The organism is Streptomyces sp. NPDC006294, from assembly GCF_042870895.1.
Lineage (GTDB): Bacteria > Actinomycetota > Actinomycetes > Streptomycetales > Streptomycetaceae > Streptomyces.
Map to the genome: position 1 here is coordinate 43,846 of NZ_JBIAHV010000026.1, position 22,679 is coordinate 66,524.

Sequence of the window (22,679 nt, forward strand, 5' to 3'; positions counted from 1 at the left end):
GCCCGGACGGAAGAAGGACCCGGTACTCGACGAGTACCGGGTCCTTCTTCCGTCCGCTTCCCGCGCCGGCGGACCGCCCGCCCCGCTCAGCCGCCCGTCAGCGACCGCGAATGGGGCGGGCGTCTGCTGCCGGACGGGGTCACCGGGGTCCGTTCCGAGCGTGAGTGCGCCCGCGCCCTGTCGTGCGTGGCCGTCCTGATGGTCGCCGCCGGGCCGGCCACGGAACCCGCCGGCGGCCGGGCGGCCGTGCCGCCGGCGGTGGCCGCCGGTTCGCGTGCCTGGTCGTCCGCCTCGTCGGTCCCGCGCTGCGGGACCATCGCCGTCGCGGGACGGGGTCCGCCCGCCGCGACGGGCAGCGAGCGCGCCGGGGTGCGGCGTGCCCGCCACTGCTCGCGGACCCCGAGGATCCGCGCCTCCGCGCGGCCGATCAGCGGCTCGCACCAGGGCAGGCCGAGGAGGATCAGCAGGCCCGCCGCCCAGCCGAGCAGCACATCGCTCAGCCAGTGCGTACCGAGGTACACGGTCGTGAGGCCGACCCCCAGCGAGACCACGGCGGAGAGCGCCGACAGATAGCGCCTCGCCCTCGGGGTGGTGGCCAGATAGGCCAGGATTCCCCAGGTCACGACCGCGTTGGCGGTGTGCCCGGACGGAAATATATCGCCGCCGGCGAAGAGCTCGGCGGAGCCGATCTGCGTCGCGTAGTGGGGGCCGAGCCGGCCGAGTCCGATCTTGACCGCGCCCACGGTGACGTTCAGCAGCAGCAGGGCCGCGCCGAGTGCCAGCAGGGGGCGCAGGGTGTGCTGGCGCCAGGAGCGCCAGCCCAGCCACGCCGCGACCATGACGGCCGTCGGTCCGCGCTGGCCGAGCACCACGAAGTAGTCGAGAAAGGCGTGCTGCTCCGGCCACTGCTCGTAGGGCCGGAAGAGCATCAGCTTCCAGTCGAGGGCCACGAGCCACGTCGACGCCAGCACGGCGACGACGATGGCCAGATAGAACGCCGACGTCCCGCCGAAGAGGGCGAGACGTGTGCGGCTCATCCGCGGGATCTCTGTCTTCGGCGGTTCCGGCTCCCGGTCCAGCCGGGCAAAGAAGTCGGTACGCACCTAATCGACGTTACAGCGAGTGAGTGTGTGGTCAGGTCGATCCACTCTCTTCGTGATGCCTATGTGATGTGGAGTTTGTCTCAGGTCCGGTTTCATTCACGGACCGTCAGGAAAAGCCGGTGGCCTTCGTCCCGCATTTGTCGGACGGTCATCACGGAAGGCATCGTTCTGCGAACGGTGAATGGTTCACCGGAACACCGTGTGGAATTGCCGGCGCGTTCAGACGTACCAAGATCGACTACGGTCGGCACGCCGAGTGGCGTACACCACACCCGGGCCTCCGATCCGGTGAGAGATCGACCACGTGCACCGCGCGCGAACTCGCGTACGCTGTCGACTCACTCGCCCGTCGATGCCGGGCCGCCCGGTCGGGACAACCCCCGCACCACCGTCCAGGCCGGTCCGCCGCGCGCGAGGGACTCACCGGGAGGTACGTACATGTCCGTGACGCCCACGGCCGGCGCACGCCTGCGCTCCGTCGGCGGCGGGGCCAACCGCTGGGTCGTCCTCTTCGTCCTGTGCGTGAGCCTGCTGCTCGTCGCGCTCGACGCGACCGTGCTGCACGTCGCGGTCCCCGCCGTCACCGAGGACCTGCGCCCCAGCGGTGTCGAGCTGCTGTGGATCGTGGACGCCTACCCGCTGGTCTGCGCCGCGCTCCTGATCCTCTTCGGCACCCTCGGCGACCGGGTCGGCAGACGCCGGGTGCTGCTGCTGGGCTACGGCATCTTCGGCGCCGCCTCCGCGGTCGCCGCCTTCGCGCCCACTCCGGACGTCCTGATCGGCGCCCGCGCCCTGCTCGGGATCGGCGGCGCGATGATCATGCCCGCGACGCTCTCGATCCTGCGCGCCGTCTTCCCCGACCGGCGTGAGCGGGCCACGGCGATCGGCATATGGACGGCCGTGGCCGCCGTGGGCGCCGCCACCGGACCCGTGGTCGGCGGCTTCCTCGTCGAGAACTTCTGGTGGGGCTCCGTCTTCCTGATCAACATCCCGCTGATGGCGCTGATCGTTCCCGCGGGCCGCTGGCTGCTGCCCGAGTCCCGGGGCGCGGGGAACGGCCCGTGGGACGTCCTCGGCGCGCTGATGGCCGCGGGCGGCGTGCTGGGCGTGGTCCTCGGGGTGAAGCGGCTGGGCGTGGGCTCCGGCCCGCTCCACCCGGGTGTGGCCGGTCCGCTGCTCCTCGGCGTGGTGCTGCTGGCGCTGTTCGTGGGGCGGCAGAAGCGCCGCCCGTATCCGCTCATCGACATGCGGATGTTCGCCAGGGCCGCCTTCTCCACCTCGGTCGGCTGCATCGTCCTCGCCATGCTGGCGCTGGTCGGCCTCGAGCTGATCGCCGTCCAGTACCTCCAGCTCGTCCTCGGGCTCACCCCGCTGGAGACCGGTCTGCGGCTGCTGCCCCTGACCTTCGCCGCCATGGCCGCCGGCGCCACCGGTTCGCACACCCTGAACCGCCTCGGCCCGCGCCGGATGGTCGGCTGGGGATTCGTGCTGACCGCCGCCGCCGTGCTGCTGCTGACCGTGATGGGACAGCAGGACCGCCCCTGGCTGCTGACCGCCGCGTTCGTCCTGCTCGGCTTCGGGCTGCAGACGACGCTGTTCGGCGCGTACGAGTCGATGCTCAGCGAGGCCCCGGCCGAGCAGGCGGGCGGGGCCGCCGCGATCGGCGAGACCTCCTACCAGCTCGGCGCCGGCATGGGCATCGCCCTGCTCGGCAGCGTGATGAACGCCGCGTACGCCCCCGCGCTGTCGTCCGTGAGCGGCGTCCCGCAGTCCGCGAGCGCGGCCGCCGCCCACTCGCTGGGGGAGGCCTACCAGGTCGCCGAGCGGCTCGGCGGTCCGGCGGGCGACGTGCTGCGGTCCACCGCCCGTAACGCCTTCGTGCACGGACTCCACATCACGTTGCTGGTCAGCGCGGGACTGCTGCTCCTCGGCGCGGCCGCGGCGCTGCGGCTGCCGCGGACCATGGAGTGCGGCACGGTGGACAGCTGCCAGAAGCAGGCCGATCCGGCGGCGATCCCGGCGAGCCGGGAGGGCAAGGACCGGGAGAGCGACGCCTCCGGTGTCCGGCGCTCCGGCGGCGCCGGGCAGCGGCACCGGGCCGCCGTGCCGGCCGGCCGCACACCCGCGGCCGCGGAGGCGGCGGGGTCTGGACGCACGGCACACTGAGCCGTAACGTCTGGCGAGGCCGCTGACTAGCAGTGCTAGTTTGTGGGGCCGAGCCGTCCGTACCCTCCTCGCCGCCCGACGGCCGCGGGAGTGCCCAGTGTGAGAGCCGCCGGAGGTCACGTCATGTCCAGAGCCTCGAAGCTTCCGTCCTTCGATCCCGGCGACCCGCTCGGCATCGACGACCTCCTCGGCACCGAGGACCTCGCGATCCGCGACACCGTCCGCACCTGGGCCGCCGACCGCGTCCTGCCGCACATCGCCGACTGGTACGAGCGCGGCGAGCTCCCCGGCATCCGCGACCTCGCCCGCGAACTCGGCTCCATCGGCGCGCTCGGCATGTCGCTCGACGGCTACGGCTGCGCCGGAGCCACCGCGGTCCAGTACGGGCTGGCCTGTCTCGAGCTGGAGGCCGCCGACTCCGGCATCCGCTCGCTGGTCTCCGTCCAGGGCTCCCTCGCCATGTACGCGATCCACCGCTTCGGCTCCGAGGAGCAGAAGCAGCGGTGGCTGCCCGGCATGGCCGCCGGCGAGATCATCGGCTGCTTCGGTCTGACCGAGCCCGACCACGGCTCCGACCCGGCCGGTATGCGCACCTACGCCAAGCGCGACGGCGGCGACTGGGTGCTCACCGGCCGCAAGATGTGGATCACCAACGGCTCCGTGGCGGGCGTCGCCGTGGTCTGGGCGCAGACCGACGACGGCATCCGCGGTTTCGTCGTACCCACCGACGCCCCCGGCTTCTCCGCTCCCGAGATCAAGCACAAGTGGTCGCTGCGGGCGTCGGTCACCAGCGAACTCGTCATGGACGAGGTGCGGCTGCCCGCCGACGCGGTCCTCCCGGACGTCACCGGCCTGCGCGGCCCGCTCAGCTGCCTGAGCCACGCGCGCTACGGAATCGTCTGGGGCTCGATGGGCGCCGCACGCTCCAGCTTCGAGGCGGCCGTCTCGTACGCGAAGACGCGCGAGCAGTTCGGCCGGCCGATCGGCGGCTTCCAGCTCACCCAGGCCAAGCTCGCGGACATGGCCGTCGAACTGCACAAGGGGATCCTGCTCGCCCACCACCTCGGCAGGCGGATGGACGCGGGGAAGCTGCGGCCGGAGCAGGTCAGCTTCGGAAAGCTCAACAACGTGCGGGAGGCGATCGAGATCTGCCGCACGTCACGCACCATTCTCGGCGCGAACGGGATCTCGCTCGAGTACCCCGTGATGCGGCACGCGACCAACCTCGAGTCGGTCCTCACCTACGAGGGCACCGTCGAGATGCATCAGCTGGTGCTGGGCAAGGCGCTCACCGGCCTCGACGCGTTCCGGTAGGGCTCGGCGGGGCCCGCCGTGGCGGCCGGCGGGCTCTGGCGGCAGCCGTGGGGAGGCGGCGGCGCCGTGCTCAGCTCTGGTTGAAGAAGCCGTCCTGGGAACGGCCCGCCGGGTCCCCGCTGACGATCTCGGTGTCGGCGGGGGTCAGCAGGAACACCCGCGTGGCGACGCGCTCGATCGAACCGCGCAGTCCGAAGGCGAGACCCGCGGCGAAGTCCACGACCCGCTTGGCGTCGCCCGGTTCCATCGAGGTGAGGTTCACGATGACCGGGACGCCCGAACGGAACAGCTCGCCGATGCCGCGGGCGTCCCGGAAACCGTCCGGGGACACCGTCGCGATGCGGCGGCCCTCCTGCTGCGCGGACTCGGAGGCGACCTTCACACGGGGGTCGGTGACCCACGCGTCACCCGTCTCGGCACCCTCGGCGTAGTCGTCGTCGTAGTAACGCCCGTCGTCCTCGACGAGTCCGAGCCAGGCGCTCGCCTTACGCACCGATCCCATGGACGCCTCCTTTCATCGCGGTCACTTGTGATTCCGCATATCCCCTATCGTCGTCCATGATGCGGATCGGACGCCAAGTGGATAGTCGCCGCGCAGGGGATTCGTGACGGTACTGGTGCAGAAGATGTGGCGATTCGTCAAGGTCCGGCCGTGGTAGGGGGCGTGAAGGGATGAAAATATAAAAGTCGGGCCGGATGGGTGACCTTCGGCACGTACGGGTGAACGACCTGATCGATACGATGCCCGCCACACATCTCAGCGACTCGCGGGGGCCCGTCGTGTTCGGAATCGTCAGACCATGTTCGCACCGGCTCACCGACGGGCTGAAGACCGAGTGGACGGCTCATCTCTGCGGACTCTGTCTGGCACTTGGAGCGGACCACGGGCAGTTCGCCCGCGTCGTCACCAACTACGACGGCCTGATCGTCTCGGTCCTGACGGAGGCTCAGGGCGAACGCACCCCCGCGCAGCGGCGCACCGCCGGGCCGTGCCCGCTGCGCGCCATGCGGACCGCGCCCGTCGCCCGCGGCGAGGGCGCGCGGCTGGCCGCCGCGGTCTCCCTGGTCCTGGCGTCGGCCAAGGTACGGGACCACGTCGCCGACGGCGACGGTGTGTTGGCCCGCCGGCCGGTGGCCGCCGCGGCCCGCCGTGTGTCCGCCGGCTGGGACCGGGCGGGCGCACGCGCGGGTGCCGCGCTCGGCTTCGACACCGCGGTGCTGCTCGACGCGGTCGAGCGGCAGGCCGGCATCGAGGCGCTGGCCGGACCGGGCAGCTCCGTCCTGACCGTCACGGAACCGACCGAGACCGCGACGGCCGCCGCCTTCGCGCACACCGCCGTGCTCGCCGGCCGACCGGAGAACGCTGCGCCGCTCGCCGAGGCGGGCCGGCTCTTCGGCAGGCTGGCGCATCTGCTGGACGCCGTGGAGGACCAGCGGGCCGACGCGGCGTCGGGCGCCTGGAACCCCCTCACCGCCACCGGCACCCCGCTCGCCGAGGCCCGCCGCCTCGCCGACGACGCGCTCCACGGCATCCGCCTGGCGCTGCGCGACGCGCACTTCACCGACGACCGGCTGGTGCACGTCCTCCTCGCGCACGAACTGCGCACCTCGGTGGACCGTGCTTTCGGCACGACGACGTGCGCCCACCAGGGATACGGGGGCGCGGCGCAGCCGCCCCTGCCCGGCAACCCGTACCAGGGCGGCCCCCAGGGCCCGTACGCAGCCGGCCCCTACGGCGGCGGCGGCCCCGGCGGAACGCCCCCGCCCCCGGGAGGCCGGCCGGGCCCGCAGCGCCCGCCGCGCCGCGGATTCTGGGCGGGCTGCGCGGTCTTCGTGGGCCTGTGCTGCACCTGCCGGCTCTGCTGCGCCAAGGAGTACGAGGGCCCCTGGTCCCGCAAGAAGCGCGAGGGCTGCTGCCGCGACTGCGACTGTCCGGACTGCGGCTGCGACTGCTGACGCGCCGTCAGGGTGGTGAGCGGTCGCCGCCGCGGGTGCGCCCACCTGTCGGCGGCGTCACCGGGTCCGCGCGGCGGCGTCCGGGCGACCGGGTGCGCCGACCAGGGCCACGCCGCGCTCCCGCGCCGACGCCTCCGACATCCGGCCCCGTGCCAGGCGCGGCGGGGGCCCGGCGTACGGGGTGTGCGAGGGTTGCGGGCATGATGACGGCGGAGCAGAAACGGCAGCGCTGGCAGGAACAGCGGCTCGCCACCATCTCAGGACCGTACGGGCCGCTGTCCCTCACCGGGACGCACTGGCTCTCCGACTACCCGGAGGGGCGAATTCCGGCCGTCCCCGGTCAGTGGGCCGCGGACGGCGACGAGGTCACCCTCGACGCCACCGACGAGGACCGGCTCAGCCTCGACGACAAGCCCTTCACCGGCCAGGTCCGCCTCACCGCCGACCACGGCCCGATCCCCGAGTCACGGGTCGCGCACGGCGAACGCCGGCTCGTCGTCCTGCGCCGCGAGGGGCTCTGGGCGGTGCGCGACTTCGACCCCGGCTCCCCGGCGCGCCGGGAGTTCGCGGGCATCGAGACCATGCCGTACGACCCGCGGTGGGTGCTCCCCGGCCGCTTCATTCCGTACGAGGCGGACCACGCCGTCCGAGTGGAGAACGCGGACGGGCGCGAGCGCGGGCTCGGCCTCGGCGGGGAGATCGTCTTCGCCGTCGACGGACAGGAGCACACCCTGCGCGTCGCGGTGCAGGCCGACGGTTCGCTGTGGGCCGTCTTCGCCGACGCGACCAGCGGAGACGGGAGTTACCCCTTCAGGTTCCTGCGGCCGAAGGCGCCGGCCGCCGACGGGGCGGTGAGCGTGGACCTCAACCGCGCCCAACTGCCGCCGTGCGCGTTCGCCGACCACTTCATCTGCCCCTTCCCGCCGCCCGGCAACACCCTGCCCTTCCCCGTCCCGGCAGGTGAGCGGAACCTCCTGACGGCCTGACACGTCCCAGTCGCGACGAGCGGGCCCCGGACGGCCCGGCACAGCCCCGGCGGGCAGCGGCCGCCGGGGCCGTCCGGCATGCGGGTGCACCGCGGCCGAAAGGCACCCTTGCGGGGTTGGTTGACGCCGCGAATACTCCCGAACAGCGCTCGCCAGGAGCACGGTCTGTCCGATATCCGGGGCGATCCGGATGCCGGACGTGCTCATGGCCGCGCCTCACAGGCCCAGACCCCCACGGACGGGCCGTCCACTCCTCGGGAGGAATGACAAGTGAGGATCAGGCGCACCAACCCCCGCACCCACTCCGGCACCGCCAGACGTACCCGTCTGCTCGCGGTCGCCACCGGCCTCACAGCTGCCGCAGCTCTGGCCGTCCCCACCGCCAACGCCGACGAGGCACGCACCTTCAGCACCCAGCAGCTCGCCGCGGCGGGCGAGGCCGTCCTCGAAGCGGACGTGGCGGGCACCGCCTGGCACGTCGACCAGGACACCGGCCGGCTCGTCGTCACGGCCGACAGCACCGTCTCGAAGGCCGAGCTGGCCGAGATCAGGCGCGAGGCCGGAGCCAACGCCGGCGCCCTGCGCATCGAACGCACCCCCGGCACCTTCTCCAAGCTCATCTCCGGCGGCGACGCGATCTACGCGTCCGGCGGCTGGCGCTGCTCCCTGGGCTTCAACGTCCGCAGCGGCAGCACCTACTACTTCCTGACCGCCGGTCACTGCACCGACGGTGCGGGCACCTGGTACACCAACTCCTCCCGCTCCACGCCCATCGGACCCACCGCCGGGTCCAGCTTCCCGGGCAACGACTACGGCATCGTCCGCTACTCCAACACCTCGCTGTCCCACCCCGGCACCGTCGGCAGCCAGGACATCACCAGCGCGGCCAACGCCACCATCGGCATGTCCGTGACCCGCAGCGGCTCCACGACGGGCACCCACAGCGGCACCGTCACCGGCCTCAACGCCACCGTCAACTACGGCGGCGGCGACATCGTGCGCGGTCTGATCCGCACCAATGTGTGCGCGGAGCCCGGCGACAGCGGCGGCCCGCTCTACTCCGGCAGCCGGGCCATCGGCCTGACCTCCGGCGGCAGCGGAAACTGCCGCACCGGCGGAACGACGTTCTTCCAGCCGGTGGTGGAGGCTCTCAACCGGTACGGAGTGAGCGTCTACTGACGCCCTCGCAAGCCGGCAACCGACGTCCGGCGGCCCCCGTCCTTCACCAGGACGGGGGCTCGACGTGCCGCCCCGTTTCTCGGAGGATGTCAGGACGGCCGGGGGCGGCCGCAGTGCAGGGGTTGTGGACTGCTGTGGTGTGACTTCGTGTGTGTGAGTTCCGGCGTGTGTGGGTGAGTTGCTGTGGGCTGCTGTGTGCGGGGTCCGGTGTGGTGGACGGGGGTTCGCCTGTCGAATGGGTGACCTTTGCGGGTGGTGGGTGTGTGTGGTCCGGCGTGGAGGGGGTGTTTGCTGTGGGTGGTCTGCGGGAGGTGGCGGCGCCGTTCGTGGTCACCGGTCCTTCGGGTGTGGCGGTACGTGACCGGCTGAAGGACCTCACTGCCGAGGACGAGGAGGTGCTGCGTCTGGTGGGTGCGCACTTGGGCTCGCTGGCCTCGCGGGACCTGAAGGTGCGGTGCGTGGAGGGGTTGGGGCACAGCGGCGAGTCGTGGGCGCTCCGTAAGCGGGGTCTGACGGGTGTGTCGTCGTCGCGGTGGGCGGGGTCGGTCACGAAGGCCACGCACGATGAGTGGGCGCTCGCCCGGCGCGGCCAGGCCGTGTACGTGAAGTCTCTCGAGGCCGGTGTGACGACGATCCGCCATCGGGTGTCGCTGCCGGTCGGGCAGAGGGGCTCGAAGCGGGTGCCTGGTGGTTACCGTTCCCGGCGGGAGTGGCACGCCAAGTCGCGGCGTTTGCGGGTGCTGGAGGACCGGCTGGAGCACTGGGCCCGATCCTGCGGGGTGAAGGCCGTCGCGGTCGAGGACCTCGACTTCCAGGCCGAGGAAACGCGAGAGAAACACGGCCGCAGGCGAAGGTTCCGGCAGCTGATCTCCGGAATGCCCACCGGGCGCCTGCGTGCCCGGCTGGCCTCCATGGCCGATGCCACCGGTATCGCGATCATCGCCGTCGACCCCGCCTACACCAGTAAGTGGGGCGCCCAGCACTGGCAAAAGCCGATGGTCGGCCCCCACCGCAAGACCAGCCGTCACGATGCGGCGAGCACCGCGATCGGCAGACGCGCCCAAGGGCACCCGATCCGGCGACGGACGACACCGCCCCGTGCACACCCAAGCGATGTGCACGGGCATCGGACCGTCCAGGCCGGCCCGGGCACCCTCGGGCGTGAGGAACCCCGCCCCCGCATCCCCGGACCACGCACCAGATGCGTGCCGCCGGACGCGGCGCGTACGCGGGCAATCAGGACACCCAACACCGTTCGGGACGTCCGCAGTGAGCAGGAATGGGGCCAAGTCCCCCTCCTGCTCACTGACTAGGAACGGTTGCAGCGCGACGTGAAACGCATCGGAGTGACCGGCCACCGGGGTATCCCGCCGGAGGCCCTGGGCCATGTCAGCGCCGGGCTGCGTGCGGTGCTCAGCAGGCATCGGGGTTCGCTGGAGGCGCTGTCGAGCCTTGCCGTGGGGGCCGACCAGATGTTCGCGGACATCGCCCTGGACTGCGGCGCCGAGCTGACCGCCGTCATCCCCAGCGGCGACTACGAGCAGGGCTTCACCGCCCCCGAGGAACTGGCCCGCTACCGCCGGCTGCGGAGCCTGGCCACCCGGGAGGTGAGACTGTCCTTCCCGTACTCGACCGACGAGGCGTACTACGCGGCCGGCGCCTACATCGCCGACCACTGCGACCGGCTGCTCGCCGTCTGGGACGGCCTCCCGGCCCGGGGCCACGGCGGCACCGGCGACATCGTGCGCTATGCCCGGGGCCTCGGAAAGCCCGTGACGGTCATCTGGCGCGAAGGGCTGAAACGCGACTGAGCGGTCGGGCGGGTCGGGCGTCAACTGCGGTGCCGCACCAGCCAGTCCGTGTGCTGCGGCGACACGATGCGCTCGGTCTCGTAGACCGCCGACGGCCACTGGGCGTCGGTGACCGTCGTCTCCATGGCGGTGTGCATGGCCGCCAGGTCCTCCTCCACCAGCGAGTGGGCGGCTATCAGCGGCTGATGGCGGCGGATCTCGCTCCACGCCAGGCAGGCGGCGGCCGCCGCCGACAGCACGCCCTGCACCTGGATGGAGTCCGCCACGGAGAAGGTGCGCAGCGTGGCGAAGAACAGGGCGAGGAGCGTCAGCAGCGCGATCGAGGCGGACCACAGCGCGGTCGCGCGCCGGGACATCTCCGTACGCCGGTGGTACCAGTTGCGCTGCTCGATCAGCCGGTCCCTGACATAGGTCTCCTTGCGGACGCTGAAGGGCTTGGCCCGCAGCCGGCGCATCGGGGCGGTGATCGGGTCACCGGCCGCGGCGTCCCCGTCCGTGGCGCGGGGATCCTCCCAGCCGACTTTGGCCAACTCCCGTAAACCTTCCTCCAGACGGGCGGTGAACAAATCATCGGCCGCCGCCCCCGTGAGGCGTGAGTCGAAGGGCGCGCCGTGGACCGCGTAGCGCCAGCAGAGCGACTTGATGAACTCGGCCGCGGAGCGGTTCAGTTGCCAATGTGACTTTGCTCTGCGGCGGGTGGCGCGGTATCCCAGGGCGAGTACGCCCCCGTACGCCAAAGCGCTGAGGAACGCGGCGATCTGGAAGGAGCCGCCGAGCCGCAGCGAGGTGGGCAGAGCCGCCAGCGCCGCTCCGGCGACCAGCAGGAGGAGCCGGTACCGGGTGCCGGTGACGGCCTCGCGCTGGCGGGACACGGCGACGGCGTCCGTGCGGTGGTAGAGAACCGGTAGATCGGCATTGTGGAGAACCATGCTCTGCAAAGGACTCGAAAGCTCGCTCATGCACACCCCCGTCTGCGGTTTTGACATCGCACATTAGGCGGAATCGCTTGTTCCCCGGTGCCCTGCGAGAATAGGATGCGACTCTTTTGACATGGTGTTCCAGGCTTGAGTTGCTGCGAGTGGCCATGAGGGTAAAGTCGTGCCGCCGGCATCGCAACGGTGCATGGTATCCCCGCTGGTACAGCATTGAGCTGGACACAACATCAAGGACGGCCCCCAATGACTCTGCACTCCTCCCCTTCATTCGCCGCTGCGAAGAAGAATCGCGTTCCGCTGGCACAGATCGACGTGCGCGGTGACGACGCCGCCCGCAAGCTCGCCCGCGTCCTGCCCGCCGCCGAAGAGCGCATCGTGCGCGCCACCACGTTCAACTCGGCGCTCTGACACGGCTTCAGATGCCTTGTCCACGGGCCTAGACTGGTGGAATGACAGGGCCCCGACTGGTCCCCTTCCAGCAGATCGTTGTGAAGGTCCACAGCAGGTGCGATCTTGCCTGCGATCACTGCTACATCTACGAACACGCTGATCAGAGCTGGCGAACCCGCCCGAAGGCAATCTCTGACGAAGCGATTTCCTGGACAGCTCTGCGACTGGCCGAGCATGCCAAGAGCCATGCCCTGCCCTCCGTGTCAGTGATCCTGCACGGAGGGGAGCCTCTGCTGGCGGGCCTCGCCCGTCTGCGCCGCGTCTGCGAGGAGCTCACCGCGGCCCTCGACAATGTCGCCGCGCTGGACCTGAGGATCCATACCAACGGAATTCAGCTGAGCCGCCGCTATCTCGACCTGTTCGACGAATTCAACGTCCGGGTCGGCATCTCCCTCGACGGAGACCGCAGCGCCAACGACCGCCACCGCCGCTACGCGGACGGCCGCACCAGCCATCCGCTCGTCCTGCGGGCCGTCGACCTGCTGCGCCAGGAGCGCTACCGCCACCTCTATCTGGGCCTGCTGTGCACCATCGACGTGGCCAACGACCCGGTCGCCGTGTACGACGCCCTCGCCGAGCTCGAGCCGCCGCGGATCGACTTCCTGCTGCCGCACGCCACCTGGGACGACCCGCCGGCCCGGCCGGACGGATCACCCACTGCCTACGCCGACTGGATCCTCGCCGTCTTCGACCGCTGGGACGCCCGCGGCAGGCCCGTGCCGGTGCGGCTCTTCGACTCCGTGTTCTCCACCCTGGCCGGCGGCCCCAGCCTCACCGAGTCCCTCGGGCTCGCCCCCTCCGACCTCGTCGTCGTCGAGACCGACGGCACCCTGGAGCAGGTCGACTCGCTGAAGAGCGCCTACGAGGGCGCGGCCGCCACCGGCTTCGACGTCTTACGCCACTCCTTCGACGAGGTGGCCCGCCACCCCGGCGTCGTGGCCCGCCAACTCGGCCTGGAAGGCGTGAGCGCGACATGCCGTCAGTGCCCGGTCGTCCGGTCCTGCGGCGGCGGGCTCTACACCCACCGGTACGCGACCGGCTCCGGCTTCGACAACACCTCGGTGTACTGCGACGACCTCAAGGCGCTGATCCTCGGCATCGAGCGGCGCACGGCGCACACCGCCGCCTCCCCGGCCGTGACCGACCCGGAGGCGCTGCTCATCCTCCAGCAGGACCTCACCCGCTACGCCCTCGCCGGTCTCAACGAGGAGCTCGACGGCCGCGGGGGCGAACGGTGGTCCGCCGCCTGGGAGCTGGCGTCCACGATCGACGAGACCTCGCTCGGCCTGGACGAGATCTACGCCCATCCGTACACCCGCAGCTGGCTCCACGCCTGCCTGGAAGCCCTGCGGGCACGGCGCCCCGACGCGGTCGGACTCGCCCTGCGCCTGGAGTCCTATGTGGCCGCCGCGGCCGTACGCGGTGGGCTCGGCGTCCCCGTCCGGGTCGGCTGCCCCACCGGCACGCTCTTCCTGCCCACCCTGGGCGAACTGCGGCTGTCCGCCGACGGCGGGCCGTGCGAGGCGGAGGTAGGCGGCACCGCGGAGGAACTGGTCGTCCGTGTCCCGGGGCGCGGGACGTCACGCGTGCGCCCGGACAGGCCCGAGGACGGCTGGCGGCCCCTGCACCGGCCCGTACTCGACGGCTGGCCGCAGCTCGTGCTCGACGACCTCGACCCGTACCGGGACTGCTTCGGCGAGCCGGTGCGGCCCGTGGGGGACACCGGGGCACTCGCGGCCGCCTGGGACCTGCTGCGGGACACCGTCCCACGGCGGGCCGCCGAACTGGCGGGCTCCCTCACCACCCTGACACCCCTGGAAGGCGCCGGGCCCGCCGTCGGGCGGCACGCGTACGGCGCGCTCGGCCTCGGACTGCACGGCCCGCCCGCCGGACTGGCGGCCGCCCTGCTGCGGGGCTTCGCCCGGGCCCAGCTCCGCGCCGTCGGCGAAGTCACGGACCTCCTGGCGGAGGACGGCGCCTGGCTGCACCCCGCCCCGTGGCAGGACGAGCCGCTGCCCGCCTCCCTGCTGCTGGCCGGGGCGTACGAACGTGTCGCGCTCGCCCCCCTCGATCCGGCCGCCGCGGCCCATGCCCTCCTGGCCCTCAAGACCCTGCGCGACGCGCCCGAGCCGACCGTCAGCGGCAAGCGTCTGATCGCCGTCCTGCACGCGGAGGCGGCCGGTGGCTGACCCGCCGGGCGGCCGGGAACCGGCCTTGGCGCTGCGGGCCCTGGGGGTGCGCAGCGGCATGACCCTGCTCGTCCACGCGTCGCTGCACGCCACCGGCCTCGGCGCGCGAACGGTGCGCGACGCGCTGCTGGAGGTCCTCGGCCCCGAGGGCACGCTGGTGGTGCCCGCCTTCACCGAGGAGAACTCCGACACCTCCCACGCGTACCGGGCCCGGGTCCGCGGCATGACACCCGAGCAGACCGCCGCCTTCCGCGCGGACATGCCGGCCTTCGACGCGGCCACCACGCCCAGCCAGGGGATGGGCCGGCTGGCCGAGTCCGTACGGACCGCGGCGGGGGCCCGGCGCAGCGCGCACCCGCAGACGTCGTTCGCGGCGCTCGGCCGGCGGGCGGCCGGACTGGTCGCCGACCACCCGCTGGACTGCCATCTCGGCGAACGCTCACCACTCGGCGCGCTCTACCGGGCCGGCGCCCACGTCCTGATGATCAATGTGGGATTCGCCAAATGCACCGCGTTCCATCTTGCCGAATACCGCGTCACAACGGCGCTGCGGACCTACCGTTGTGTGGTGAAGGGGCCGGACGGCGGCTCCCAATGGGCCGAGTTCACCGATGTGGTGCTGGACGACAGTGATTTCGAGGCGGTCGGGGCCGCCTTTTCCTGGGGGGTGGAACGAAGCGGACAACTCGGTGGAAGGACCGCAAGACTGTTCTCGATCAGGAAAGCGGTCGACCACGCCAAGGGTTGGATGACCGAAAAGCGGTGATGATTGACCGAACGGCGGGGGGATGGAGCGTGACCCGCTCCGGAATGATTGCTTCGCTCGCGTCTTTCACTGATGCCGGGTGTCGGGCCGGGCGTTCACGCAGGACGGGGGTCGTGTGTCGGATTCAGCGCAGCGGGCGGCGGACCATCGGCCGTACTTCTTCTTGAGCTACGCGCACACACCGCGGTACGGGGCGGGAGGCCCGGACCCGGACATGTGGGTCGAGCGGCTGTTCCGCGACCTGGTCGGCCATGTGATGGCCATGACCGATCTCCCGGCCGGCGCTCCGGCCGGCTTCATGGACCGGGAGATACGCTCGGGGGAGGGCTGGTCGGAACGGCTCGGTGAAGTGCTGGCCAGCTGCCGGGTGTTCGTCCCGCTCTTCTCCCCCCGCTACTTCGCCAGCGAGATGTGCGGCAAGGAGTGGTACGCCTTCGCCCAGCGGGCCATCTACCACCATGCGAAGAGCAACCGCCCCGCGGAGGCGATCGTCCCGGCGTTATGGGTGCCCATGCCGCCCGAACAGTTACCGGGCCCCGCGGAGCGGCTCCAGTTCAACCACCGCGCCTTCGGGGACCGCTATGTGACCGACGGCCTCTACGGACTGATCAAGCTCCGGATATTCGCAGAGGAGTACGAGGCCGCCGTCTACGAGCTCGCGAAACGGATCGTGAGCGTCGCCGACACCACCCGGCTCGCACCCGGCAGTCCCGTCGAATTCCGCCAGGCGCCCAGCGCCTTCGGCCGGCTCAGCGTCGGCCCGCGGCCCATGCACATCACCGTCGCCGCGCCCACCAGCCACGACCTGCCGCCCGGTCGGTCGGCCGACTTCTACGGCAAGCAGTCACAGGACTGGAACCCGTACCACCCGGACTCCGCACGGCCGTTGGCGTCCATCGCCCAGGACCTGGTGCGCTCGCTCAACTACCAGCCGACCGTCTCCTCCTTCGACCACGAGCCCCTGACGGCCGCGGGCCAGCCGCCGACCCGCCCCGAGATCCTGCTCGTCGACCGCTGGGCCCTGGAGAACGAGGAACGGAGGCGCAAGCTCGCCGCCTTCGACGCACAGCCGCGCCCCTGGGTGAGCGTCGTCGTCCCCTGGAACCGCGACGACCCCGACAGCAGCCGGGCGGCGGAGGCCGCGCTGATCGAGAAACTGGAACACACCATGCCGCACCACATGGGCCACGGCCGTGCGGCCTGCCAGGCGGCCGCCAGGGGCGTCTACACCATGGAGGCCTTCGGGCACCTGCTGCCCCAGGTGGCGGAGGCCGCCGCCCAGGAGTACCTGCGCCACGCGGAGGTCTTCCCGCCCGCCCCGCCCGGCGGCGGCAGCCACAGCGAACGACCCCGGCTGCGCGGCCCGATGGCCGAGTACGGCACCACCCAGTACGTCCCGAACGCGCGTGACATCGCCCCTGATGCGGAGGACACGGATGACAGCCAGTCGTGACGGGCGCATCGTCACCTTCTACTCGTACAAGGGAGGTACCGGGCGAACCATGGCCATGGCCAATGTGGCCTGGATACTCGCCGCGAACGGCAAGCGGGTCCTGGCGGTCGACTGGGACCTGGAAGCGCCCGGACTGCACCGCTTCTTCCACCCCTTTCTCGACCCCTCCACCCTCGGCGCGACCACCGGCGTCATCGACCTGATCACCGAGTTCGCCTGGGCCGCGACCAACCCCGAGCCGCGCCGCCCGGACTGGCACCGGGACTACGCCCGCATCCAGCCGCACGCCGTCTCCCTCACCCCGGAGAGCCTCGGCTGGGAGTTCCCCCAGCGCGGCACGCTCGACTTCGTCTCCGCGGGCCGGCAGAACCGCGAATACTCGGCCACCGTCTCGACCTTCGACTGGGACAACTTCTACGACCGCCTCGGCGGCGGGCACTTCTTCGACGCGCTGCGCGACGACATGAAGGCCAACTACGACTACGTCCTCATCGACAGCCGCACCGGACTCAGCGACATCGCCGACATCTGCACCGTCCATCTGCCCGACGTCCTCGTCGACTGCTTCACGCTCAGCGACCAGTCCATCGACGGCGCCGCCTCGGTCGCCCGGCAGATCGACGAACGGTACGGCGGCCGGGGCATCAAGATCCTCCCCGTGCCGATGCGCATCGACGAGGGCGAGAAGGAGAAGGCCGACGCCGGACGGGCCCTCGCACGCCTCAAGTTCGACCGGTTCCCCAGCGGACTGACCGCGGAGGAGGCCACCGCCTACTGGGGCGCGGTGGAGATCCCCTACCGGCCGTACTACGCCTACGAGGAGACGCTCGCGACCTTCGGCGACGAGGCCGGGCTCACCAGCTCGCTGCTCTCCGCCTTCGAACGGCTCGCCGCCGTCGTCACCGACGGGCAGATCACCTCGATGCCGCAGGTCAACGAGGACGTCCGGCTGCGCATCAGGGACGCCTTCACCCGCCGCCGCCCCGCCCTGCCCGCCGACCTCTTCCTCAGCTACGTCGCCGAGAACCGGATGTGGGCCGACTGGGTCGAGTACGTGCTCAGCCGGGCCGGCTTCCGGGTCGTGCCGCGCGACGTGTCCGCAGAGCACGACCCCGTCGAGTTCGACGCGGCCGCCGCTACGAGCGCCGCCCGCACCGTGGTGCTGCTGTCCAGCGCGTACCTCAAGTCCCCGCGGGCCGTCGAGGTCTTCCAGCGGGCCGCCGCCGAGGACCCGAGCGGCGGCCGGCGGCATCTGCTGCCGATCCGGGTCGGCGACGTCCGGCTGACGACCCCGTACATCGACCGCAATCCCGTCGACCTGTTCCGGCTCGACGAGATGCACGCCACCGGGTCGCTGCTGCGCGCCCTCGACCGCCCGGTGCAGCTTCCGGAGCCGTCCTCGCCCGGCCCGCGGTTCCCCGGCACGGTGCCGAAGATCTGGAACGCGCCGCCCCGCAACGCCGGCTTCACCGGCCGCTCCGTCGTACTGGAGCGGATGCGGGACCAGCTCGGCGGCGGCATGTCCGTGGCCGCGGTGCTGCCGCAGCCGCAGACCCTCTACGGCCTCGGCGGCGTCGGCAAGACGCAGGTCGCCCTCGAATACGTCCACCGCTTCATGGCCGACTACGACCTGGTCTGGTGGATCTCGGCCGAACAGCCCGACGACGTCGTCGCCGGACTCGCCGAGCTCGCCGTCCGGCTCGGCGCACAGGGCGGCGAGGACATGGCCGCCGCCTCCCAGGAGGCCATGGACCTGCTGCGGCGCGGCGTGCCGTCCAAACGCTGGCTGCTGGTCTTCGACAACGCGGACGACCCCGAGCAGCTCAAGCGGTTCTTCCCCGCCGGCGGACCCGGGCACGTGCTGGTCACCTCCAGGAACCAGACCTGGTCGCAGTACGGCGACGCGCTGCCCGTCGACGTCTTCCTGCGCGCGGAGTCCGTCGAGCACATCCAGCGGCGCGCCCGCGGTCTGAGCGCGGAGGACGCCGACCAGGTCGCCACCGCCGTGGGAGACCTGCCGCTGGCCGTCGAACAGGCCGCGGCCTGGATCGCGGAGACCGCCACACCGGTCGGCGCGTACCTGGAACAGCTGCGCGAGCAGGCCGCGAGCGTCCTCGCGCTCAACCAGCCCGTCGGCTACCCCGAGCCGGTCGCCGCGACCTGGAACGTGTCCATCCAGCGGCTCAAGGAGCGTTCGCCCGCGGCCGTACGGCTGCTCCAGCTCTGCGCCTTCTTCGCCCCCGAGCCGATCTCGGCGAACCTCCTCTACAGCAAGGAGATGATCGACGCCCTGAAGCCGTACGACGCCTCCCTGGAGGAGAAGCTGGTCCTCGGCCGGGTCATCCGGGAGATCGGCCGGTTCGCCCTCGCCAAGGTCGACCAGGTCTCCAACTCCATCCAGGTGCACCGGCTGGTCCAGGCCGTCATCCGGGCGCAGCTCAGCGAGGAGGAGCAGATGGACGCGCGGCACGCCGTCCACCGCATCCTCGCCGGCGCCAGGCCCGACGACGACGAACCGATCGACAACCCGGAGACCTGGCCGCGCTTCAACACCATCTGGCCGCACCTGGGGCCCTCCGAGGCCCGCTACTGCAAGGAGCCGGAGACCCGCAGGCTGCTGATCGACCGGGTGCGCTACCTGTGGAAGCGCGGCGACTGGAACACGGCCTCCACCCTCGGCAACGACCTGCGCGAAGCATGGAAGGACATGCTCGGCAACGACGACCGGCAGTATCTGTACCTGCGCTTCCACCTCTCCAACATCCTGCGCTCCCAGGGCCGTTACGTGGAGGCCAAGGAGCTCGACGAGGTGACCCTGGAGCGGCAGCGCGCGGTCCTCGGCCCCACCCATCCGCACACCTACATGACCACCAGCGGTCTCGCGATGGACCTCGGCACGCTCGGCGACTACGGCCAGGCGATGGAGCTGGCGACCGAGGCGCACGAGGGATTCAGCCAGATCTTCCACGAGGCCCACCCGCGTACGCTCGCCGCCGCCAACAACCTGGCGCTGAACCTGCGCATGGTCGGGCAGTACGCCCGGGCCCGCGAGATCGACCAGGAGGTCTTCGACCGGCGCACGGAGGTCCTCGGCCCGGAGCACCCGTACACCCTCTCCTCCGCGATGAACCTCGCCCGCGACCTCAGGGAGGTCGGACGGTACGAGGACTCCGTGGCCGTGCTCAGCCGCACCTACGACCTCTACAAGGAGCAGCTCGGCCGGACGTTCCCCGGCACCCTGGCCGCGGCCAAGAGCCTCGCGGTGTCGCTGCGCAGAGCCGGCCGGCTGGAGGACGCCCGGCGGCTGACGACCGCGACCCGCAACCGCTACCGCGCCAAGTACACCTCCGTCAACCCCGATTCGCTGGCCTGTGACCTGAACCTGGCGGCCGACCTGTTCGCCGCGGGAGAGCCGGTGGCGGCCCGGGACCTCGCCCAGGAGGTCGTCGACCAGTACCGGCAGGTGCCGGGCGAGCGGCACCCGTACTCACTGGCCGCGATCAACAACCTCGGGATCTACGAGTGGGGCTGCGGAACGCCCGAGTCCGCGGAGCGGCTGCTGCGGGACGTCGTCGAGACGATGCGGGAGGTGCTGGGAGAGAACCACCCGCACGCCCTGTACGGCACGATAAACCTGGCCAACGCCCTCGCGGACCTGGGCATCTGCGACGAGGCGCTGGCGATCGAGCGGCGGACCGTGGCCCGGCTGCGCGACGCCCTGGGCCCGCACCACCCCGAGGTGCTCGCCATCGCCTCCAACATGTCCGTCACCCTCGGGCTGCTCGGGCGCAAGGACGAGGCGGCGCAGACCCGGGCGGAGGCGGTGGAGGAGCTGCAGCGGCTGCTGGGCGAGGAGCACGCGCTGACCCGGATCGCGAAGGACGAACGCCGGGTCCACCGCGACCTGGAGCCGCTGGCGGTGTGAGCCGCGGGCGCGCCGTCGGGGCGGCCGTTCAGGCGTCCTCGAGCAGCCAGGTGAGGATGCGGGGCAGCGCGTGGAAGGCGTCGAAGTGCGCGGCGGCCGGCTCCAGGACGGCCGTCGCGCCCGGGATGCGCTGGGCGAGCCAGCGGGAGTGGCCCACCGGGGAGAAGACGTCCTTCTCCCCGTGCCACAGCATCACCGGCCCCCGGATGTCCGCCGGGTCGAAGCCCCACGGGCTGCAGAACGCGAGCGCGTCGTCGATCCATCCGTACGCCGAAGTACGCAGCGCCTCCTGGTAGTTGCGCAACAGCATGGACCGCAGACCGAGATCGGAGACCACCATGCGGTCGGACTCGGTGAGCTCCCGGCGCAGATCGTTCAGCAGCCGCACCGGGTCCTGTCTGATCTCGGCCGAGCGCAGGGTGAACCGCTCCACGAGACCGGCCGGGTCGGCCGAGGCGCTGGTGTACTCGGTGACGTTCGACGCGGCCATGCCCTCGAACCAGTCGAGACCGTCCGCGTCCCTGGGCGCGAGCGTCACCAGCGCGGCCGCCCGGGTGACCCGCTCGGGCATCAGCGCCGCGCACGCCAGCGCGTGCGGAGCGCCGCCGGAGCGGCCCACGACGGCGAAGCGCTCCAGCTCCAGCTCGTCGGCGATCGCCCGGACGTCCTGGGCGACATCGGCGACGCTGCGGCCCGCGAGCCGGTCGGAACCGCCGTACCCCGGCCGGTCGTAGGCGATCAGCTGGGTGCCGCGCTGGTACAGCACCATGCCGCGCGGCGCGGGGCCGAGTCTGCTGCCCGGTGTGCCGTGCAGCAGGAAGACCGGTCTGCCTCGTGGATCGCCCAGTCGTTCCACCATCAGATGCCGCCCGTCCGAAACGCGCACCCGACGTCGCACCCGAACGCCCCCCTTCGCCGGACCCGCCCATGGGCACGCCCGTATACCCGCGTGGTGTTGCCTGACGTACCTGACGTAGTCCTGACGTACTGCTTGGCGTACATGTCCCGTGCAGACATCAGGAGCTTCCCCGCCCCCCGGGTGATTACCCATCAGGAGACGGACCGGCTGTGTGATTCCCGCCCCGGCGCACCCTGACGCTGTGAAGAGGCCGTGAACGCAACCGTGTTGTCGTGTGCCCGTCCAAGAGTCGACCTTGTGTGCGAGTGCGACGCCTCGGAATAGTGGGCGGCTCATCCTCCGCGCCATGGACACCCCACTTGTCCGGGCGCGGCCCCCACAGGAGGTCGAAGTTGAAGCACCGACGCATACCCAAGAGGAAAGCGGCTGTGGCCGGCGGCGCCGTCGCCGCCGTCATCGCGGCGGGCCTCACGTTCCAGAGTGCGAACGCCAGTGACAACACGGCCCAGTTCGACGTGAAGGCCCTCACCGCCCCGGCGGCCGGCGACCTCGCCGTCACGCTCAGGGCGGACCTCGGCGCGGCGGAGGCCGGCGCCTACTACGACGCCAAGGCCAAGGCGCTGGTCGTGAACGTCCTGAGCGAGGACGCCGCACAGACGGTGCGCGAGGCGGGCGGCAAGGCCAGAATCGTCGAGAACACCCTCGTCGAGCTCAAGAGCGCCCGCCAGACCCTCACCGACAGGGCGACCATCCCGGGCACCGCCTGGGCGACCGACCCGGTCACCAACAAGGTGGTCGTCACCGCCGACCGCACGGTCCAGGGCGCCGAGCTTGCCACGCTGCAGGAGGTCGTCAAGAGCCTCGGCGCCAAGGCGGAGCTCAAGAAGACCGCGGGCGAGTTCAAGCCCTTCGTCGCCGGCGGCGACGCCATCCACTCCGGCGGCGGGCGCTGTTCGCTCGGCTTCAACGTGGTCAAGGACGGCGAGCCGCACTTCATCACCGCCGGGCACTGCGGTCAGTCCGGCAGCGAGTGGTCCGACTCGGCGGGCGGTGCGGCGATCGGCACGATGGTCGACTCGCAGTTCCCGGGCAACGACTTCGCGCTGGTGAAGTACGACGGCGCCGCGGAGCACCCGAGCGAGGTCAACCTCTACGACGGCAGTACGCAGGCGATCACCCAGGCGGGCGACGCGACGGTCGGCATGCAGGTGACGCGCAGCGGCTCCACCACCCAGGTCCACGACGGTGAGGTGACCGGGCTCGACGCGACGGTCAACTACGGCAACGGCGACATCGTCGAGGGCCTCATCCAGACCAACGTCTGCGCGGAGCCGGGCGACAGCGGCGGCTCCCTCTTCTCCGGCGACACCGCGATCGGCCTGACATCGGGCGGCAGCGGGGACTGCTCGTCGGGCGGCGAGACGTTCTTCCAGCCGGTGCCGGAGGCGCTGTCGGTCCTCGGCGCGGACATCGGCTGACGGGGGCCGGGGGTGGGGGGGGGGGGGGGGGGGGGGGGGGGGGGGGGGGGGGGGGGGGGGGGGGGGGGGGGGGGGGGGGGGGGGGGGGGGGGGGGGGGGGGGGGGGGGG

General features: G+C 71.8%; 17 protein-coding genes. 13 read left to right on the forward strand and 4 right to left on the reverse strand.

Annotation, left to right across the window (positions count from 1 at the left end; translation table 11 throughout):
* Window positions 1-86 precede the first annotated feature (86 nt).
* Window positions 87-1,103, reverse strand: coding sequence for a phosphatase PAP2 family protein (locus ACFYOP_RS32335; protein WP_356898959.1), 1,017 nt, complete (start codon window positions 1,101-1,103; stop codon window positions 87-89).
* A 438-nt stretch (window positions 1,104-1,541) separates the two neighbouring features.
* On the opposite strand from ACFYOP_RS32335, the gene ACFYOP_RS32340 reads away from it, so the two are divergent.
* Together ACFYOP_RS32340 and ACFYOP_RS32345 are read left to right on the forward strand one after the other, a co-directional pair.
* Complete coding sequence (locus ACFYOP_RS32340) at window positions 1,542-3,269, forward strand: MFS transporter (protein ID WP_356898958.1); 1,728 nt, start codon at window positions 1,542-1,544, stop codon at window positions 3,267-3,269.
* Window positions 3,270-3,392: 123 nt separating this feature from the next.
* Window positions 3,393-4,583 carry an acyl-CoA dehydrogenase family protein gene (locus tag ACFYOP_RS32345; RefSeq protein ID WP_356898957.1) on the forward strand — a complete coding sequence of 397 codons (1,191 nt, stop codon included), beginning with the start codon at window positions 3,393-3,395 and terminating at the stop codon, window positions 4,581-4,583.
* A 70-nt stretch (window positions 4,584-4,653) separates the two neighbouring features.
* On the opposite strand, the gene ACFYOP_RS32350 is transcribed toward ACFYOP_RS32345, so the two are convergent.
* On the reverse strand, window positions 4,654-5,085 hold the full coding sequence (locus tag ACFYOP_RS32350; RefSeq protein WP_356898956.1) for a cell division protein SepF: 432 nt from the start codon (window positions 5,083-5,085) through the stop codon (window positions 4,654-4,656).
* Window positions 5,086-5,363: 278 nt separating this feature from the next.
* Between ACFYOP_RS32350 and ACFYOP_RS32355 the strand changes: the two genes are divergently transcribed.
* From ACFYOP_RS32355 to ACFYOP_RS32375, 5 genes are all read left to right on the forward strand, one after another.
* A complete protein-coding gene (locus ACFYOP_RS32355) occupies window positions 5,364-6,539 on the forward strand; it encodes a DUF5685 family protein (RefSeq protein ID WP_356898987.1) in 1,176 nt (391 codons plus the stop codon).
* Window positions 6,540-6,739: 200 nt separating this feature from the next.
* Entirely contained in the window at window positions 6,740-7,525 is a 786-nt protein-coding gene (locus tag ACFYOP_RS32360; protein ID WP_356898955.1) for a DUF1684 domain-containing protein, read from the forward strand.
* 270 nt (window positions 7,526-7,795) lie between these two features.
* Window positions 7,796-8,704, forward strand: a complete 909-nt coding sequence (locus ACFYOP_RS32365; RefSeq protein ID WP_356898954.1) for a S1 family peptidase — start codon at window positions 7,796-7,798, stop codon at window positions 8,702-8,704.
* A 293-nt stretch (window positions 8,705-8,997) separates the two neighbouring features.
* On the forward strand, window positions 8,998-10,017 hold the full coding sequence (locus ACFYOP_RS32370) for a hypothetical protein (protein ID WP_356898986.1): 1,020 nt from the start codon (window positions 8,998-9,000) through the stop codon (window positions 10,015-10,017).
* Between the two features lie 18 nt (window positions 10,018-10,035).
* Window positions 10,036-10,515 (forward strand): hypothetical protein, encoded by a 480-nt coding sequence (locus ACFYOP_RS32375; protein ID WP_356898953.1) that lies wholly within the window; start codon window positions 10,036-10,038, stop codon window positions 10,513-10,515.
* 20 nt (window positions 10,516-10,535) lie between these two features.
* Here ACFYOP_RS32375 and ACFYOP_RS32380 read toward each other — a convergent pair whose 3' ends face one another.
* A complete protein-coding gene (locus tag ACFYOP_RS32380; RefSeq protein WP_356898952.1) occupies window positions 10,536-11,444 on the reverse strand; it encodes a DUF4231 domain-containing protein in 909 nt (302 codons plus the stop codon).
* 249 nt (window positions 11,445-11,693) lie between these two features.
* On the opposite strand from ACFYOP_RS32380, the gene fxsA reads away from it, so the two are divergent.
* The 5 genes from fxsA (at window position 11,694) to fxsT (ending at window position 20,233) form a co-directional block, all read left to right on the forward strand.
* Window positions 11,694-11,858: an FxSxx-COOH cyclophane-containing RiPP peptide gene (fxsA, locus tag ACFYOP_RS32385; RefSeq protein WP_356898951.1), complete on the forward strand. Its 165-nt coding sequence runs from the start codon at window positions 11,694-11,696 to the stop codon at window positions 11,856-11,858.
* A 41-nt stretch (window positions 11,859-11,899) separates the two neighbouring features.
* Window positions 11,900-14,089, forward strand: a complete 2,190-nt coding sequence (locus tag ACFYOP_RS32390) for a radical SAM/SPASM protein FxsBH, inactivated beta-hydroxylase extension form (RefSeq protein WP_356898950.1) — start codon at window positions 11,900-11,902, stop codon at window positions 14,087-14,089.
* 58 nt (window positions 14,090-14,147) lie between these two features.
* Entirely contained in the window at window positions 14,148-14,855 is a 708-nt protein-coding gene (locus tag ACFYOP_RS32395; RefSeq protein ID WP_356898985.1) for an AAC(3) family N-acetyltransferase, read from the forward strand.
* A gap of 115 nt (window positions 14,856-14,970) precedes the next feature.
* Window positions 14,971-16,308 carry a TIR-like protein FxsC gene (locus ACFYOP_RS32400; RefSeq protein ID WP_356898949.1) on the forward strand — a complete coding sequence of 446 codons (1,338 nt, stop codon included), beginning with the start codon at window positions 14,971-14,973 and terminating at the stop codon, window positions 16,306-16,308.
* A complete protein-coding gene (gene fxsT, locus ACFYOP_RS32405) occupies window positions 16,292-20,233 on the forward strand; it encodes an FxSxx-COOH system tetratricopeptide repeat protein (RefSeq protein ID WP_356898948.1) in 3,942 nt (1,313 codons plus the stop codon). Before ACFYOP_RS32400 ends, fxsT begins: the two co-directional genes overlap by 17 nt.
* A gap of 28 nt (window positions 20,234-20,261) precedes the next feature.
* On the opposite strand, the gene ACFYOP_RS32410 is transcribed toward fxsT, so the two are convergent.
* Window positions 20,262-21,119 (reverse strand): alpha/beta fold hydrolase, encoded by an 858-nt coding sequence (locus ACFYOP_RS32410; RefSeq protein WP_356898947.1) that lies wholly within the window; start codon window positions 21,117-21,119, stop codon window positions 20,262-20,264.
* A gap of 365 nt (window positions 21,120-21,484) precedes the next feature.
* Here ACFYOP_RS32410 and ACFYOP_RS32415 point away from each other — a divergent pair, with 365 nt between their 5' ends.
* A complete protein-coding gene (locus ACFYOP_RS32415; RefSeq protein WP_356898946.1) occupies window positions 21,485-22,570 on the forward strand; it encodes a S1 family peptidase in 1,086 nt (361 codons plus the stop codon).
* The last annotated feature ends 109 nt before the right edge of the window (window positions 22,571-22,679 follow it).

Bases quoted from the DNA above. Each gene is read 5' to 3' on its own strand.
- ACFYOP_RS32340 (WP_356898958.1), top strand. From the start codon at position 1,542: ATGTCCGTGACGCCCACGGCCGGCGCACGCCTGCGCTCCGTCGGCGGC.
- ACFYOP_RS32345 (WP_356898957.1), top strand. From the start codon at position 3,393: ATGTCCAGAGCCTCGAAGCTTCCGTCCTTCGATCCCGGCGACCCGCTC.
- ACFYOP_RS32350 (WP_356898956.1), bottom strand. From the start codon at position 5,085: ATGGGATCGGTGCGTAAGGCGAGCGCCTGGCTCGGACTCGTCGAGGAC.
- ACFYOP_RS32360 (WP_356898955.1), top strand. From the start codon at position 6,740: ATGATGACGGCGGAGCAGAAACGGCAGCGCTGGCAGGAACAGCGGCTC.
- ACFYOP_RS32380 (WP_356898952.1), bottom strand. From the start codon at position 11,444: ATGGTTCTCCACAATGCCGATCTACCGGTTCTCTACCACCGCACGGAC.
- fxsA (WP_356898951.1), top strand. From the start codon at position 11,694: ATGACTCTGCACTCCTCCCCTTCATTCGCCGCTGCGAAGAAGAATCGC.
- ACFYOP_RS32390 (WP_356898950.1), top strand. From the start codon at position 11,900: ATGACAGGGCCCCGACTGGTCCCCTTCCAGCAGATCGTTGTGAAGGTC.
- ACFYOP_RS32395 (WP_356898985.1), top strand. From the start codon at position 14,148: ATGACCCTGCTCGTCCACGCGTCGCTGCACGCCACCGGCCTCGGCGCG.
- fxsT (WP_356898948.1), top strand. From the start codon at position 16,292: ATGACAGCCAGTCGTGACGGGCGCATCGTCACCTTCTACTCGTACAAG.